The sequence below is a fragment of the Neisseria subflava genome (assembly GCF_003044935.1).
Lineage (GTDB): Bacteria > Pseudomonadota > Gammaproteobacteria > Burkholderiales > Neisseriaceae > Neisseria > Neisseria subflava_E.
Map to the genome: position 1 here is coordinate 1,151,956 of NZ_POXP01000001.1, position 15,552 is coordinate 1,167,507.

The following is a 15,552-nucleotide window of genomic DNA, read 5'->3' on the forward strand; positions in this document are numbered from 1 at the left end:
TAACTAAAGACTGAACAATACGCCTTTCAATATGGGTTTGACAAGTACCCGTCAGCATAAAGACACCATCTCCCCTGCCGTCTGAAACATGCCGTTCTATCCGAAATCCGGCAAATCGTTTAAACTGATACCATTTTTCAGACGGCCTGCCCCAACCGCAGCCAACCCGGAGTAACCCATGAAACTCATCTATACCATCATCAAAATCCTGATTCTTCTTGTTTTCCTCCTGCTGGCCATTACCAATACCCACACCGTATCCTTCTTCTACCTGCCCGGCCAAAACATCAATCTGCCGCTAATTGTCGTGCTTTTCGGTGCATTTATTATCGGTATCGTGTTCGGTATGTTTGCCCTCTTCGGCCGTCTGCTGTCCCTGCGCAGCGAAAACAACCGCCTGCGCGCCGAAGTAAAAAAACACGCCCACCTTTCCGAAAAAGACCTGACCCCAGTCAAAACCGAAACACCGGCAACGACTTCCGAAGCCACTCCCAAAGCGTAACGCCACCAATCAATAAAGGAATACCATGGACAACGAATTGTGGGTCATCTTACTGCCCATCGTCCTCCTCCCCGTTTTCTTCGCTATGGGCTGGTTTGCCGCGCGCGTCGATATGAAGACCGTCCTGAAACAGGCCAAAAGCATACCGGCCGGCTTTTACAAAAGCCTTGACGCCCTCGTTGACCGCAACAGCGGCCGCGCCGCGCGCGAATTGGCGGAAGTCATCGACCAGCAGCCGCAGTCATACGATTTGAACCTGACCTTAGGCAAGCTCTACCGCCAACGCGGCGAAAACGACAAAGCCATCAATATGCACCGCGCCCTGCTCGATTCGCCCGACACCGTCAACGAAAAACGCGCGCGCGTGCTTTTTGAATTGGCGCAAAACTACCAAAGCGCAGGCTTGGTGGACCGTGCCGAACAAATCTTCCTCGGTTTGCAGGAAGGCGATATGGCACGCGAAGCCCGCCAACACCTTTTGAGCATCTACCAGCAAGACCGCGACTGGGAAAAAGCCATCGAAATGGCGCAGCTCTTGAGCCATGACGAACAGACCTACCAGTTTGAAATCGCCCAGTTCTATTGCGAAATCGCCCAAGCCGCGCTGTTCAAATCCAACTTCGACGCCGCCCGCTACAATATCGGCAAAGCACTCGAAGCCAACAAAAAATGTACGCGCGCCAACATCATCCTTGGCGACATCGAATACCGTCAGGGCAATTTCCCTGCCGCAGTAGAAGCGTATTCCGCCATCGAGCAGCAAAACCATGCCTATTTGAGCATGGTCGGCGAGAAACTCTATGAAGCCTATGCCGCACAAGGCAAACAGGAAGAAGGCCTCAACCGCCTCATCGGCTATATGCAAACCTTTCCCGATCTTGACCTGATCAACGTCATCTACGAAAAGGCCCTGCTGCTCAAAGGCGAAACCGAAGCGGCGCAAATCGCTGTCGAACTCGTCCGCCAAAAACCCGACCTCAACGGCGTGTACCGCCTGCTTGGATTGAAACTCAGCAGTATGAATCCGGAGTGGAAAGCCGATACCGATATGATTCGTTCCATTATCGGCCGCCAGCTGCAAAAAAGCGTTATGTACCGCTGCCGCAACTGCCACTTCAAATCCCAAGTCTTCTTCTGGCACTGCCCAGCCTGCAACAAATGGCAAACCTTTACGCCGAATAAAATCGAGATTTGATAAAGCGTTAAGCATTAAAAAAAGGCCGTCTGAAATCTTTTCAGACGGCCTTTTTATTACAAAGCAAAGAAAGGAAGCAAGAATCGTTCCAACAAGAAAAAAATAAAGTTGAATCATACTTAATTATTCGGAAAAAATATGAGAAAGAGTATAATAGTTGGATATAAGAGAAGTTTTAGGAGCAAATATGAAAATTCACTTTGAAAAAGGACTTCAGTTAGAAAATGCCCAACTCATTTGTCAGTGGTCTAATGCTTTGGGAGAAAGTTTTCAGAAGCAATGGATGGGGCCAAAGATTTCTTATCCCTTGATTGCCCAATCCTTGCAAAAGATGGAAGGGATTTTTTCCATTTTTGTTGGAGAAGAGTTTGTAGGCATCATCCAGAAAATCAAACTAGAAGATAAAAATCTTCATATTGGAAGATTTCTCATAGCTCCACAGAAGCAGGGAAAAGGATTAGGTAGAAAAGCTTTTCAATACTTTCTTCAAGAAATGTTTGAAAATGAAGAAATAGAAAGTATTTCCCTAACGGTTTTTGAGTCAAATCAAATAGCTAGAGACCTCTACCAAAAAGAGGGATTTGAAATTGTTCAAACCATTGAAGTTCCAGAACGTAAATACATAATGAGAAAATCTAGGTAAGAACTAAATTACACTAGAAATTGTCCCCTTTATCAAAGTGGCTCAAAATATAGTCTTACACACCAACAATATCTACTCAACAACGCTGCTCTGCCCATGCCAAGGCCGCTACAACCTGAGCCTCAATATCGGCATTAAACTCGCCGGCACGGTACGCGTCGCGCAATTCCGTGCGACGGGTTTCATCTGCCGCAATTTGGTTTAACACCACTTGCGGAAACTCGTTAAACACAGGCCCTTCCTCTTCATGACCCATCAAAAACAGCGCAGGAATTTTTTGATTGGCGCGGACGATTTCCTGTTGGCACGGATTCTCAAAACGGCTGCTGTCGTCAAAATCGTTTCGGGCAATATAGTTGACGCGGATATTGGGGTTCAACTCCGCCATTTTCTGAATAAACGGCACAAACACGCGGCAATCAGGGCAGTATGGTGAAGCGGCAAGCAGCCAGTTTTGCGGACGGATGATCTTTTTAACCGCCGCTACCGTTTGCGCCGACAGCTCGGTCGCCTGATAGAGTTGCTGCTGTTTCAATTTGTCTTCTTCGGTATCAAAATCCAAATATTCTGCATAAGTAGCCATGCTTTACTCCTGTTCTGTTGTATTGGTTTTACCTGCCACGCCGGTCAAAAGCGGCACAAGCAGATTGACGACGAGATTTTCAAATAGCGGCTCATCAAGAGGTGATTCATCCGAATGACCAAACACCAACTTCACTTCGGTATATTCTTTCTGCGCTTTGCTCATTTTATTGCCGTTAAAAACCTTATAGGCTTCTCTCAAGGCAGCATCCCAATCTTCTTTCTTGCTGTACTCCTCCGCAGCGGCAAGGCTGGTTTTGGCAAAAAACGGCAAGGGGGTATTTTGTCCAATTCGGAAATATACCAACCATTCTTTCAAAAGTGCCCTCGCGGCCTCTTGCCCGATGGCGGTATAGGTTTCGGCCTGCCCCAAACTGACAATATAGGTTTGTCGGTTTGCAACGGATTTAGGGGCGACGGCGCAAAAAATCAAATGCTCCAATAAACGGGCAATGCGGTTGGGCGCATTGTCTTTTTGATTTAGGAACACAATGCGGCCGCATTCGTAAAGATTGCTGATGGTGCCTTGTAAAACCAAGTCGTCAAAGGATTCTTCATAAGGTTCAGACGGCCTTTTGTTACTGCGTATCAACTCGGCATCCACGTTTTTCGCAGATATCTGATACTGCTTCTGCCACAAACCGCCCAACTCGCCTACCGGCATCAGACTTTCTGCATTCAGCCGAATGGCCGTATCTTCAAAATCTTCACCTTTGCGCCGCGCATCCAAATAGGCATCGGCAATCCGACCTTCATGTTGCGGTTCAAACGGTTCAGCAGACTCCCATGCGCCGTCCAGATACGGCTGATCCCAGCTTAAATTTTTCTTCAGCCAAACTTTGACAGGATTGCGCCAAAAACTGACGAGCTCGCCCTGATGAATGGTTTTGCCAGGTTCTTCCTGACTTAAGGCCTCACAGAAAAACGGCTGCGCTTCCGCTGACGGTTGGTTCAATGCATCGGCGTAATCTTGGCGCGTACTGAAGAGGCCGTCTGAAAGCGCATCCTTTTGGAAATAACGGCGTGAAAACGCCTGCAACGGATAATGTTTCACCCATTTCTCCGACAACTCGCGCCCACTTTTCCCCGTCATGGCGGCAATGGTATCCAGCAGCTCGCTGATTAACGAAGACGGCGCAAACTCGGCATCATTGCGTATATCGCGGCCGATATAAGACAAATACAGCATTTCACGTGCGCTGATTAAGGCTTCAAGGAAAAGATAACGGTCGTCGTCGCGGCGGGCGCGGTCGCCTTTTTTCGGATGTTTGGCAATCAGGTCGAACACCGCCGCTTTGGTATTGCGCGGAAAATCGCCGTCATTCAGACCCAACAGGCAAACCATTTTAAACGGCAGGCTGCGCATCGGCACCATACTGCAAAAAGTAATGCCACCGCTCAAAAATCCGGCTTGGCTTTCGCTGTCCAAAAAGCGGCGGATATGGCGGATAACGGTTTTACACGGCAACAATCCGTCAAATTCGGCCAACTGGGCCTCTTCCTGCCATTTCGCCAAAGATTGCTCAAACTGTTGCTTGGCGTATTGGTCGTCCGTATCCGGAGCAAACATTTTCTCCAGCAAATCTCGACAACGCTGCACCCAGCTTTCCACATTGGCAGGCTCTTGCCATTGCGCCGCCATATCGGCCAAAGTACGGACAAATTCGGCAAAACCGCTGAACACGTCCAACTGGTTGACATTGCTATGCCACGCGCTCACTCCCTGCCACATACCGTTGCCGCCTTCAGGCAGCATCCAGCCCAAGGCCAAACGCTCTACCGCCTGCTGCCAAGTAAAGAGGTTGTCTTTACCCTCGCGCATGGTTTGGTCCAAACCCCAATGCACATTTAATCCGGCAACAGTCTCATGCAGCAGTGGCACATCTTCCTCGCTCAAACCGAAGCGTTGCAGCACCAACCGGCTTTCCAGCAAAGGCAAAACCTTGTCTACTTCAAACCGGCTTTCCAGCAAGTCCAAAGTTTGCGCCAAAGCATACAGCAACGGCTGACGACGGCTGAGCTTCACATCCGAAATCGAATACGGCAAAGCCTGGCTGCCTGCCTGCTCCTGTCCGAAAACAGCTTCGATAAACGGGCTGTACGGCTCAATGTTCGGTGTCAACACGGCAATATCGTGCGGCTGCCAGTCGGGATTTTTTTGCAACACCAGCGACAGCTCTTCTTTCAAAATCTGCAATTCGCGCAAAGGGCTGTGGGCCGCGACGATTTTAATGGAGCCGTCATTCAACAATTTGTCCGGCTCGACACTCACTGGATTGCCATCCGCATCGTGAACCTGAACCAAAGCCGACTGCGCGCCTACTTCGCTTTCTTCCTGTTGATACAAGCGTTCAGACGGCATGATTAAGTTTTGGATATCGTTTTGCAGGCAATGCAACAAGGTATCGTCTTTTCCCTCTTCATAAACCTGAATATCCTGCTCGGTTTCCACTTCCGACAGAAAATCAAAGAAATCGCGTCCCTGCTTGCCCAAAGAAGCCAACAGCGGATGCCCTGCCTGCGACAAATCCGCCTCATCGCCCCTTTTCAAAATCTGCGCCTCGTCGATGACCTCGCCCCAATATTGGCTGCTTGGGTTGAGCGCGAACACAAAAACATCGCAATGCTTGGAAATTTGGTGCAGCAGTTGCAGATACATCGGCGCCATTGTCGAAATACCGAATACGAACAACCTTTGCGGCAAGACCGATTTATCCAACTGCGCCAACAGCTTTTCCCACAAGGCCACGCGGTGCGGCGCAGATTGGCTGCCATCGTCCAAATAGCGCCACAGCCGCGCCTGCCAATCCTCATCATCGCCCAAACCCAGCAGCTTCCCAGCCTGCCACGCATCAATCCAATCCGGACGGTACACCAAATATTGGTCGAAAATATCCGCCATCTGTCCGGCAAGCTGATAATCCGCCGATGCCGAGCTGTGCAAATAACTTTCCAGCTTCAAGCGCACGTTTTCGTATTCTGGGGCCGTCTGAAACGCTTCGCTGCGGAACAAATCCAGCAAACGCCAGCGCATAACTTCAGGCGAAAACGGACTGAGCGGCGGCACATCGGGAACCAATTTACGCATCAGCTGCCACGCCAAACCGGCAGGCAGGCTGAACTTCAAATTCGCCGCCACGCCGAGTTTGCGCGCAAAAAACACATTCAGATAACGCCGCATCCCCTGGCTCTGCACCACCACTTCTTCCTGCGCCAATACAGAATCCAAGGGCAAGGCCTGATGAATATGCGCGCACATTTCGGCAAGCGCTTCCAAACGGTCGGACTGATAAAGATAAAACATAACAGACAATCTAAAAAACAATTGCCCACATTATAATGCCATTAGGACAAATGCTTCAGCAGAAGCGGCAAACAAAAACACAGGCCGTCTGAAACACATCGCTTCAGACGGCCTAAAACAAACCCATCGGCAGCCAATTATTAATTATTTATCGACCCCTGTACAAACCGGCTTCTCCTATCCTATAATTTCCCACATTCGGAATGTAGCGCAGCCCGGTAGCGCACTTCGTTCGGGACGAAGGGGTCGGAGGTTCGAATCCTCTCATTCCGACCAAATACAAAACCTGCTTGAGTCCAAGCAGGTTTTTTACATTCGGCAAGCCTATACTTCCGGCGGCGGCAACGGCGCGCCTTCCGGATGTTTGTAGCGGTTGTACATAAACAAATATTGTTCCGGAAAACGGCGTATCCAATATTCGGTATTTTCATTGATCACGCGCGCGTCGTTCTCCTTATCGCCGTTCAATTCGCCGCGCAAAGGCTCGATGTGCAGGACAAAGCCTTTGCCGTCGGGCAAACGCTCGCCGCAGAAAAACAAAGCCTTTACGCCTTTGACTTGCGCCAGCTTGCCCGCCAACGTCATGGTGTAGGCAGGTTTGCCGAAAAAGTCTACCCACACGCCGTCGCCGCCTTCTTCCGGAGACGGCACATGATCCGGCAACACAATGGTCGCTTCGCCGCCGCGCAGCGCTTTGATGATTTGTTTGACGCCCTGAATACTGGTCGGCGCAGTCTTGCCTTTGCCGCGCACGCGCCCTGCCTGCATCACCGCATCAAAAGCCTTGATTTTAGGCGGTTTGTACATCGCCGTCAGCGGAAACGGCAGTTGCTGGCTGATGTAGCGGCCCGCCAAATCATAGCTGCCGATGTGCGGCGTGATAAACAGCAAACCTTCACCCGCGCTCAAGGCCGTCTGAACATGTTCCCAACCATTGACGCTGACAAACAGGTTTTCAATTTCCTCAGGTCGTCTGAAAAACGCCACCGGCAATTCCAAGCCACCTTTTGCCGTTTCACGAAAAACTTTTTTTACCGCCTCGTCCGTCGGGTTCAATCCGGCAAGTTTCATGTTTTCGAATACCCGCCGGCGATCTTTCGACAGCACGCGGAAACCCAAACTGCCGAGTAGGTTGCCTAATTTGTGCAACCAAGCCAAAGGCAGCGCGGCCAAAAATTTAAAAACAAAGGTAACAAGCGTTTGCATAAGGTTTTACCAAAATGAAGTGGACAGATTGTAAACGAAACAGGCCGTCTGAACAAAACAGACTTCGGGCAAATATATTGCGGCACACCTGCTTTTCTGCTACTATCCGCGCTGCATTAAGAGTTGGGAATTCCATGCCAACCTGCTTTTCAAACGGAAAGGTAAGGTGGACGGTTGAAAAACCGATGTGGCTCGCCAGAGCAATCCAAACCCGCTTAATGCGGGAATTTTTTTGCCTGTAAGAAACGTGCAACAGGATTCCGAAACAGCAGGCAAGTGCGAATATTTCTCACTTGTATAGAGAAAAAGCGGAGTTTTTGTTATGATTTCCGCTGTCCGAAATAAAAGGCCGTCTGAAAACACAGCAGCCTGTTTTTAATGAAAGAATAGCAATGAGCGAATATCTGTTTACTTCCGAATCGGTATCCGAAGGCCATCCGGATAAAGTTGCCGACCAAGTATCCGATGCGATTTTGGATGCCATCTTGGCACAAGACCCCAAAGCTCGTGTCGCCGCAGAAACCTTGGTTAACACAGGCTTGTGCGTATTGGCAGGCGAAATTACTACCACTGCCCAAGTGGACTACATCAAAGTCGCACGCGAAACCATCAAACGCATCGGTTACAACTCCTCCGAGCTGGGCTTTGACGCCAACGGCTGCGCAGTTGGCGTGTACTACGACCAACAATCTCCGGACATCGCCCAAGGCGTGAACGAAGGCGAAGGCATCGACCTGAACCAAGGTGCGGGCGACCAAGGTTTGATGTTCGGCTATGCCTGCGACGAAACCCCTACCCTGATGCCGTTTGCCATCTATTACAGCCACCGCCTGATGCAACGCCAAAGCGAATTGCGCAAAGACGGCCGCCTGCCTTGGCTGCGCCCTGATGCCAAAGCCCAACTGACCGTGGTTTACGACAGCGAAACCGGTAAAGTAAAACGCATCGACACCGTCGTCCTGTCTACCCAGCACGATCCGTCTATCGGCTACGAAGAGCTGAAAAACGCCGTGATCGAACACATCATCAAACCGGTTCTGCCGTCTGAACTGCTGACCGACGAAACCAAATACCTGATCAACCCGACCGGCCGCTTCGTTATCGGCGGCCCGCAAGGCGACTGCGGTTTGACCGGCCGTAAAATCATCGTCGATACCTACGGCGGCGCAGCTCCGCACGGCGGCGGCGCATTCTCCGGCAAAGACCCGTCCAAAGTGGACCGTTCCGCCGCTTACGCCTGCCGCTATGTTGCGAAAAACATCGTAGCCGCCGGTTTGGCAACCCAATGCCAAATCCAAGTTTCCTACGCCATTGGCGTTGCCGAACCGACTTCGATTTCCATCGATACTTTCGGTACCGGCAAAATCAGCGAAGAAAAACTGATTGCCCTGGTTCGCGAACATTTCGACCTGCGTCCTAAAGGCATCGTCCAAATGCTCGACCTGCTGCGCCCGATTTACAGCAAGTCCGCCGCCTACGGCCACTTCGGCCGCGAGGAGCCTGAATTTACTTGGGAGCGCACCGACAAAGCAGCCGCATTGAAAGCAGCCGCAGGCGTGTAGAAAAACAATAAAGGTCGTCTGAACGGGAGTTTCAGACGGCCTTTTTACATCTAAATATTCAAAACCTTTTTACGAACGACACATCGTATTTTCACAAAAACAGTGCAATGAAATTTTGGATTGCTATGCTTTCCTTGTGAATCTACATAAATAAAACTGAAAGCATACATCATGAAAAAATGGCTGCTGGCTGTTTTGCCTGCCACCGCACTGGCTGCTCCGCCTCAAGGCTTTTATCAAAATTACAAAGACTGGGACATTGCTTGCGACAATACCGGCACCTGCCGTCTTGCCGGATATCAGGCAGATGAAACAGAACCGCCGGTTTCTATCCTGTTTACCCGACAAGCAGGGGCGAATGCCGCCGTAATTGGCGAAGTTTCCTTGCTGTCATTTAATGACGATGACACACAACTCGCCAGCATTGCAACCCGCAACGAATTAGTATTGAACGGTAAATCACTGGGCAAATTGGCGTTGAACAAAAAAGGCCAAGGCAAATTGAGCAGCGCGCAAACCAGTGCCTTACTCGAAGCATTGAAAAAAGAGAGCAAAATCAGCATCCGATCTGGAAAATATGAATGGCATTTGTCCGACAAAGGCGCAGCGGCGGCAATGTTGAAAGCGGATGAATTCCAAGGCCGTCTGAACACACCTTCCGCGCTGATACGCAAAGGCAACAGCAATCAGGCAGTCCTCAATCCTCAACCCAAACCCGTTATCCGTGCCGTTGCCGTACTACAAAAAGCAAGCGATACGCTGGAGCAAAACACGTCGCGCCACAATGCCGTCATGAAACTGCTGCGAGACAGCAACAACTATGCTCCCACTGACGATGACAATTACTGCCCCGCCCTGCATGATAAAGAGCACATGGATTGGAATCGCAGCCTAAGTATTTATCCGCTCAACAAACAACAAGTATTGGTAGAGGCCATCTGTATCGGCGGAGCCTATCAAACCGGCGGCTACTATGCCATTGCCAACAAAGAATTAACCAAAATCGAACAAGTGCTGCCGCCAATGACATACGGCGGTCACGGCGGATTCGATGAGAAAACAGCCACCCTTAGCGGCAGCTTCAAAGGCCGAGGGATCGGCGACTGCTGGTCTGGCAATGCAGCGGTGTGGGACGGTAAAACGTTTGTCCGCAGTGAGGAACACACCACCGGCTCATGCAAAGGCTTCACAGGCGGCGCTTGGCTGATGTCTATTTTTGAAGCCCGTGTTGAACGTTAAAATACACGGAATATTTACGATAGAAAGCAAAGGCCGTCTCAAAATTCCCGTTTTCAGACGGCCTTTTTCCTTATACAATAGCCACTTGAATTTCTATATACATTCTGAATAAAGGATACGGATTATGTTCGGCAAACAACTTTTTGAAGAAGTCAGCTCCAAAATCAGCGAAACCATCGCCAACAGCCCTGCCAAAGACATGGAAAAAAACGTTAAAGCCATGCTCGGCAGCGCATTCAACCGCATGGATTTGGTGACCCGCGAAGAATTCGACATCCAACAACAGGTTTTGATTAAAACCCGTACCAAACTGGCTGAATTGGAAGCCCGTTTGGCCAAACTCGAAGCCGCTCAAGAGCCTGAAGAAGCTGCTTTGAAAGCGGCCGAAGCTGCTGCAGAAGAAGCTGTTGCCGAAATCAAACAACAAACTGAAGCTGCCGAATAAGGCCGTCTGAAACATGTCGCTTGCTTTGGTTTACAGCCGCGCCTTAAGCGGCATGAATGCGCCGTTGGTCGAAGTGGAAGCCCACCTTGCCAACGGCTTGCCACATTTCAATATCGTCGGTTTGCCCGATACTGAAGTTAAAGAAAGCCGCGACCGTGTGCGTGCCGCCATTATCCAAAGCGGCTTCGACTTTCCCGCCAAGAAAATTACCGTCAACCTCGCACCGGCCGACCTCCCAAAAGAATCCGGCCGTTTCGATTTGCCGATTGCCTTAGGCATTCTTGCCGCATCGGGACAAATCAATCCTGAAAAGCTCTCCCAATATGAGTTTGCCGGAGAATTGGCGCTATCCGGCCTGCTGCGTCCCGTGCGCGGTGCACTGGCCATGGCATGGCAGGGAATGCAGGCAGGCCGTTCGTTTGTATTGCCGCAAGAAAATGCCGAACAGGCTGCCGTTATGCGCGGTATCGCGGTTTATGGAGCGCGTTCTTTGGGTGAAGTGGCCGCCCATTTAAACGGCATCGAACCGTTGACACAAACCGAATGCAAACTGCCACAAAGGCCGTCTGAACAAAGTAAAATTCCTGATTTAGCTGATGTTAAAGGCCAGCATACCGCCCGCCTTGCTTTGGAAATCGCAGCGGCAGGCGGACACAGCCTGCTGATGATGGGTCCGCCGGGTACGGGCAAATCCATGCTTTCGCAACGTTTGCCCGGCATCCTTCCGCCTTTGACCGAAGACGAATTAGTCGAAGTATGGGCATTGCGTTCGCTCCTACCCAACCATCAACAGCAACTCGACAGTAACCGCCCTTTCCGCAGCCCTCATCACAGCGCCAGCTCGGCTGCCATGGTAGGTGGTGGTTCAGACCCGCGTCCGGGCGAAATTTCATTGGCACATCACGGTGTGTTGTTTTTAGACGAATTGCCCGAGTTTGACCGTAAAGTATTAGAAGTGTTGCGCGAACCTTTGGAAAACGGCGAAATCCATATTTCCCGCGCCGCACGCCAAGCAGTTTATCCAGCCAAGTTCCAACTTGTCGCCGCCATGAACCCCTGCCCTTGCGGCTATCTTGGTCATCCATCCAAACCTTGCCGCTGCACGCCTGAAAGCGTTGCCCGCTACCGCAACAAAATTTCAGGGCCATTGCTCGACCGTATTGATTTAACCATCGAAGTACCCAGCCTTTCCGCTGCCGAGTTGATGCAACAGGAAGCAGGCGAATCCAGTGCTACCGTATTGGAACGCGTTACCGCCGCACGCAAAATCCAATACAACCGACAAGGCAAAGTCAATGCAGAACTGAGTGTCGGCGAGCTCGATGGCAAAGCTCGTATTCAAAAAGAAGCGCAAGAAGCCTTGGGAACTATGCTCGAAAAACTGTCCCTTTCCGCCCGAAGTTTCCACCGCATCATGCGCGTCGCCCGTACGCTGGCCGATTTGGCGGGTGATGAAGAAGTCAGCAAAACCCATGTGATGAAAGCCATCGGCTTCCGTCGCGCCCTTTAACTTGTCAGACGGCCTGAATCTTTATGTTTAAGTAAAACTAGAGTAAACAAAGCATCAGGATTTTGCCGTCCATAACGGTTATTGATAAAATATCGAATCCAAACTCAGACAGTCTCCCTTCAGACCGTCTGAACACATTATTACAAGGTAAGTCATGAAAAAATCTACACAATATGGCAAAGGCTTGGCCGGTTTCTTTTTCGGCCTGATACTGGCAACAGGTATTATTGCCGGTATTTTGTTCTTCTTGAACCAAGGCAACCAAAACGTTTTCAAAGAGCTGACTCAGCCTAAACAAAGCGAAGAACCTGAAATCCTGAAACCTCAGGACAAAGCAGAGAAACGCCCAGCTACCGACAACTCGTCCAGCCAAGCAGATGAAGAAAAAGCCAAAGCTGAAAAAGAAGCGGCGGAGAAAGAAGCCAAAGCAAAAGAAGCGGCTGAAAAGGCTGCCAAAGAAGCTGAAGAGAAAGCTCAAGCAGAAAAAGAGGCTCAGGAAAAAGCCGATCGCGAGGCCAAAGAAAAAGCGGATAAAGCTGAAACAGAAAAAGCCGAACGCGAAGCTAAAGAAAAAGCTGAAAAAGCCGCCGCCGACAAAGCCGAACGCGAAGCCAAAGAAAGAGCAGACAAAACTGCCGTCGACAAAGCCGAACGTGAAGCCAAAGAAAAAGCCGCAAAAACGGAAGCAGAAAAAGAAGCCACCAAGAAAAAACTGGCCGAGAAAAAAGCCGAATTAGAGAAAAAACGCGCAGAAAAAGCCAAAGCTGAAAAAGAAGCTACTGATAAAACTGCAAAAGATAAAAAAGCAGCCGACCAACTGACCGACAAACAAAAAGAGCGTGCCGAGCGCAAATTGGCTGAGAAAAAAGCAGCCGAAGTCAAAAAACAAAACAAGCCGACACCTGAGCAAATCCTCAACAGCGGCAGCATCGAAAAAGCACGTAAAGCAGCAAATGCCTCTACAACAAAAGAAAGCAGCAACACTGCAAGTAAACAGTCAGCAGAAAAAGCCGAAGCAGCTGTGAACAGCGGTAAAAAAGCCTTCCTGCAACTTGGTTCATATGCAGACCGCTCCAGCGCAGACTCACAACGTGCAAAACTAGCTATTTTAGGTGTTTCTTCCAAAGTGGTTGAATCGCAAAACGGCGACAAAACCATTTACCGAGTTCAAAGTAATACCATGCCGCAGGAAGCCGCTGTAAAACTGCAAAAAAACCTGCAAGGCCATAATATCAACAGCTTGATTCGTTCTAGCAAATAATGGAATCACTGATGAAGCAGCATATAAAACAAACCATTTCCGCACTCAGCCTGAGCCTGCTCAGTCTGAGTGCGCAGGCTGCTACCGAGGGCGTGGACTATACTGTCCTCAGTCGCCCTATTCCGCAGCAACAAGCCGGAAAAATTGAAGTGCTAGAATTTTTTGGCTACTTCTGCGTCCATTGTTACCATCTCGATCCCGTTTTGTTGCAACACAGCAAAACCTTTGCCAAAGATGTTTCCTTACGGACAGAACACGTCGTTTGGATGCCTGAAATGTTAGGCTTGGCCAAAGTAGCCGCTGCCGTCAATCTTTCAGGTTTAAAATATCAGGCCAATCCAGTCATCTTCAAAGCAGTTTACGAACAAAAAATCAACCTGGCTGATGCAAATGTATTCCGATCATGGGTTGGTAAACAGACAAGTTTTGACAGTCAAAAACTGCTTCAAGCCTACAATAGCCCTGCTGCCGCGTCGGCTGCTGCAAAAATGCAGCAATTGACGGAAACTTATCGAATTGAAAACACACCAACTGTCATCGTCGGTGGTAAATACAAAGTCAATTTCAATGGTAGCGACTGGAAAGTCGGTATGAAAACCATAGATGACCTCATCGTCAAAGTCCGTCGCGAACAATCCTCAAAACCACTTTAACTATTCAACAAAAGAAAGACGGCCTCAAGGCCGTCTGAAAACTTATGGACATTCTGATTTTATTTAAAGCACTTATTCTCGGTATTATCGAAGGTTTAACCGAGTTCCTCCCTATTTCAAGTACCGGTCACTTGATTGTATTCGGTGACTTAATGAACTTTCAAAGCAACGGAAAAGTATTTGAAATTGCTATCCAACTCGGTGCCGTATTAGCCGTCGTATTCGAATATCGCCAACGATTTACCCATATCATAAAAGGACTCGGTAAAGAACGGACAGCCAATCGCTTTGTACTGAATTTATTTATTGCCTTCATACCTGCTGCGGTTGTTGGCCTCTTATTCAGTAAACAAATTAAATTACATCTTTTCAACCCGATTACCGTTGCTACCATGCTGGTATTAGGTGGCTTCTTCATTTTATGGGTTGAAAAACGCCAAACAAAAGCCAAACCTAAAGTCAACCATGTCGATGATATGCGCCCAATTGACGCATTTGTTGTAGGATGCGCCCAAATTTGCGCCCTTATCCCTGGTACATCACGTTCAGGCAGTACGATTATGGGCGGTATGTTGTGGGGACTGGAACGTAAAACGGCTACCGAATTTTCATTTTTCCTTGCTGTGCCAATGATGATTGCGGCAACAGGTTACGACATCTTAAAAAACTACAAACTCTTTACCTTGCAAGATGTCGGACAAATTGCTATCGGTTTTATCGCTGCATTTATCGCCGGTTTATTGGCAGTAAAAGCTTTGCTGAAATTTGTCTCCAGTAAAAACTATGTGCCTTTTGCCTACTACCGTATTGTATTTGGTGGTCTGATTCTCCTTACTTGGATGCTGGGCTGGGTCAGCTGGAGTGAATAACCCCTTTCCCGAAAGGACGTGCCTGTGCACGTCCTTTTTACTTTCTTATCTCCTTTCCACTCTATTGTCACCCCATAAAAGGCTTACACTCCGCATCATTGCCCCTAAATATCTCCTCACCGTCCGTACAGCTGCCCTTCCCCTTCATCTTCCCGCATACCACCGCCGTCAGCGACTCGTTCAAACGCAGCACCCTCGGCTCCGCTTCCCTATCCAGCGCCACCGCCTTCAAGGTAAACTTACCCTCCAGGATGCCCTTAGCCTGACCGCTCATCCTGATACAGAAACCGCCCGCCTCCTTCACCGGCAGTTCCGGCCACTTCGTCGACGTCAGCTTAAAGCTGCCCTTTTTCGCGTAGAACTGCTCCATAAAGCGCGCATTTTCCAGCAGCGCGGCATGCGCTGCACGCAGGTTGGCCGAGCGGACCGATTCCCGATAGACCGTAAAGGCAGCCGTCGCCAATATCGAAACCAACAGCATCACCACCAACAGCTGTATCAAAGAATACCCCCTCTGCACAGTTGCCCTATTCCGTTTTCCGTTAAATGCCTTTGAGTACATATCTTTATTCCCTTTATCT

Annotated in this window: 14 protein-coding genes, 1 tRNA gene and 1 riboswitch; of the genes, 11 read left to right on the top strand and 4 right to left on the bottom strand. The window is 49.5% G+C overall.

What is annotated here, in order from left to right:
* Positions 1–178 precede the first annotated feature (178 nt).
* The 3 genes from DBY95_RS05530 to DBY95_RS05540 all read left to right on the top strand — a co-directional run bounded on the left by DBY95_RS05530 (position 179) and on the right by DBY95_RS05540 (position 2,340).
* Positions 179–502: a LapA family protein gene (locus tag DBY95_RS05530; RefSeq protein WP_107723642.1), complete on the top strand. Its 324-nt coding sequence runs from the start codon at positions 179–181 to the stop codon at positions 500–502.
* A 25-nt stretch (positions 503–527) separates the two neighbouring features.
* On the top strand, positions 528–1,697 hold the full coding sequence (gene lapB / locus DBY95_RS05535) for a lipopolysaccharide assembly protein LapB (RefSeq protein WP_003684462.1): 1,170 nt from the start codon (positions 528–530) through the stop codon (positions 1,695–1,697).
* A 187-nt stretch (positions 1,698–1,884) separates the two neighbouring features.
* On the top strand, positions 1,885–2,340 hold the full coding sequence (locus DBY95_RS05540; protein WP_004521061.1) for a GNAT family N-acetyltransferase: 456 nt from the start codon (positions 1,885–1,887) through the stop codon (positions 2,338–2,340).
* Positions 2,341–2,416: 76 nt separating this feature from the next.
* Here the strand turns inward: DBY95_RS05540 and DBY95_RS05545 are convergent, their stop codons facing one another.
* Positions 2,417–2,923, bottom strand: coding sequence for a thioredoxin family protein (locus DBY95_RS05545; RefSeq protein ID WP_107723643.1), 507 nt, complete (start codon positions 2,921–2,923; stop codon positions 2,417–2,419).
* A 3-nt stretch (positions 2,924–2,926) separates the two neighbouring features.
* The gene (recC, locus tag DBY95_RS05550; protein ID WP_107723644.1) at positions 2,927–6,226 is read right to left on the bottom strand and encodes an exodeoxyribonuclease V subunit gamma; all 3,300 of its coding nucleotides are present in this window, start codon (positions 6,224–6,226) and stop codon (positions 2,927–2,929) included.
* A gap of 199 nt (positions 6,227–6,425) precedes the next feature.
* Between recC and DBY95_RS05555 the strand changes: the two genes are divergently transcribed.
* A tRNA-Pro gene (locus DBY95_RS05555) sits at positions 6,426–6,502 on the top strand.
* 48 nt (positions 6,503–6,550) lie between these two features.
* On the opposite strand, the gene DBY95_RS05560 is transcribed toward DBY95_RS05555, so the two are convergent.
* Positions 6,551–7,432 (bottom strand): lysophospholipid acyltransferase family protein, encoded by an 882-nt coding sequence (locus DBY95_RS05560; protein ID WP_107723645.1) that lies wholly within the window; start codon positions 7,430–7,432, stop codon positions 6,551–6,553.
* Between the two features lie 108 nt (positions 7,433–7,540).
* A riboswitch (SAM-I-IV-variant riboswitch) is annotated at positions 7,541–7,651 on the top strand.
* Positions 7,652–7,824: 173 nt separating this feature from the next.
* Between DBY95_RS05560 and metK the strand changes: the two genes are divergently transcribed.
* From metK to DBY95_RS05600, 7 genes are all read left to right on the top strand, one after another.
* Positions 7,825–8,994: a methionine adenosyltransferase gene (gene metK, locus DBY95_RS05570; RefSeq protein WP_049351011.1), complete on the top strand. Its 1,170-nt coding sequence runs from the start codon at positions 7,825–7,827 to the stop codon at positions 8,992–8,994.
* Between the two features lie 171 nt (positions 8,995–9,165).
* A complete protein-coding gene (locus tag DBY95_RS05575) occupies positions 9,166–10,233 on the top strand; it encodes a DUF1176 domain-containing protein (RefSeq protein WP_107723646.1) in 1,068 nt (355 codons plus the stop codon).
* Between the two features lie 124 nt (positions 10,234–10,357).
* Positions 10,358–10,678, top strand: coding sequence for an accessory factor UbiK family protein (locus DBY95_RS05580; RefSeq protein WP_003684455.1), 321 nt, complete (start codon positions 10,358–10,360; stop codon positions 10,676–10,678).
* Between the two features lie 13 nt (positions 10,679–10,691).
* Complete coding sequence (locus DBY95_RS05585) at positions 10,692–12,188, top strand: YifB family Mg chelatase-like AAA ATPase (RefSeq protein ID WP_107723647.1); 1,497 nt, start codon at positions 10,692–10,694, stop codon at positions 12,186–12,188.
* A gap of 154 nt (positions 12,189–12,342) precedes the next feature.
* Positions 12,343–13,449, top strand: a complete 1,107-nt coding sequence (locus DBY95_RS05590; protein WP_107723648.1) for an SPOR domain-containing protein — start codon at positions 12,343–12,345, stop codon at positions 13,447–13,449.
* 11 nt (positions 13,450–13,460) lie between these two features.
* A complete protein-coding gene (locus DBY95_RS05595; protein WP_107723680.1) occupies positions 13,461–14,102 on the top strand; it encodes a thiol:disulfide interchange protein DsbA/DsbL in 642 nt (213 codons plus the stop codon).
* 44 nt (positions 14,103–14,146) lie between these two features.
* Positions 14,147–14,971 (top strand): undecaprenyl-diphosphate phosphatase, encoded by an 825-nt coding sequence (locus tag DBY95_RS05600; RefSeq protein WP_107723649.1) that lies wholly within the window; start codon positions 14,147–14,149, stop codon positions 14,969–14,971.
* A gap of 67 nt (positions 14,972–15,038) precedes the next feature.
* On the opposite strand, the gene DBY95_RS05605 is transcribed toward DBY95_RS05600, so the two are convergent.
* Positions 15,039–15,452 (bottom strand): type IV pilin protein, encoded by a 414-nt coding sequence (locus DBY95_RS05605; protein WP_159068467.1) that lies wholly within the window; start codon positions 15,450–15,452, stop codon positions 15,039–15,041.
* Positions 15,453–15,552: the final 100 nt, after the last annotated feature.

Bases quoted from the DNA above. Each gene is read 5' to 3' on its own strand.
- DBY95_RS05530 (WP_107723642.1), top strand. From the start codon at position 179: ATGAAACTCATCTATACCATCATCAAAATCCTGATTCTTCTTGTTTTC.
- lapB (WP_003684462.1), top strand. From the start codon at position 528: ATGGACAACGAATTGTGGGTCATCTTACTGCCCATCGTCCTCCTCCCC.
- DBY95_RS05540 (WP_004521061.1), top strand. From the start codon at position 1,885: ATGAAAATTCACTTTGAAAAAGGACTTCAGTTAGAAAATGCCCAACTC.
- DBY95_RS05545 (WP_107723643.1), bottom strand. From the start codon at position 2,923: ATGGCTACTTATGCAGAATATTTGGATTTTGATACCGAAGAAGACAAA.
- recC (WP_107723644.1), bottom strand. From the start codon at position 6,226: ATGTTTTATCTTTATCAGTCCGACCGTTTGGAAGCGCTTGCCGAAATG.
- DBY95_RS05560 (WP_107723645.1), bottom strand. From the start codon at position 7,432: ATGCAAACGCTTGTTACCTTTGTTTTTAAATTTTTGGCCGCGCTGCCT.
- metK (WP_049351011.1), top strand. From the start codon at position 7,825: ATGAGCGAATATCTGTTTACTTCCGAATCGGTATCCGAAGGCCATCCG.
- DBY95_RS05575 (WP_107723646.1), top strand. From the start codon at position 9,166: ATGAAAAAATGGCTGCTGGCTGTTTTGCCTGCCACCGCACTGGCTGCT.
- DBY95_RS05580 (WP_003684455.1), top strand. From the start codon at position 10,358: ATGTTCGGCAAACAACTTTTTGAAGAAGTCAGCTCCAAAATCAGCGAA.
- DBY95_RS05585 (WP_107723647.1), top strand. From the start codon at position 10,692: ATGTCGCTTGCTTTGGTTTACAGCCGCGCCTTAAGCGGCATGAATGCG.
- DBY95_RS05590 (WP_107723648.1), top strand. From the start codon at position 12,343: ATGAAAAAATCTACACAATATGGCAAAGGCTTGGCCGGTTTCTTTTTC.
- DBY95_RS05595 (WP_107723680.1), top strand. From the start codon at position 13,461: ATGAAGCAGCATATAAAACAAACCATTTCCGCACTCAGCCTGAGCCTG.
- DBY95_RS05600 (WP_107723649.1), top strand. From the start codon at position 14,147: ATGGACATTCTGATTTTATTTAAAGCACTTATTCTCGGTATTATCGAA.
- DBY95_RS05605 (WP_159068467.1), bottom strand. From the start codon at position 15,452: ATGCTGTTGGTTTCGATATTGGCGACGGCTGCCTTTACGGTCTATCGG.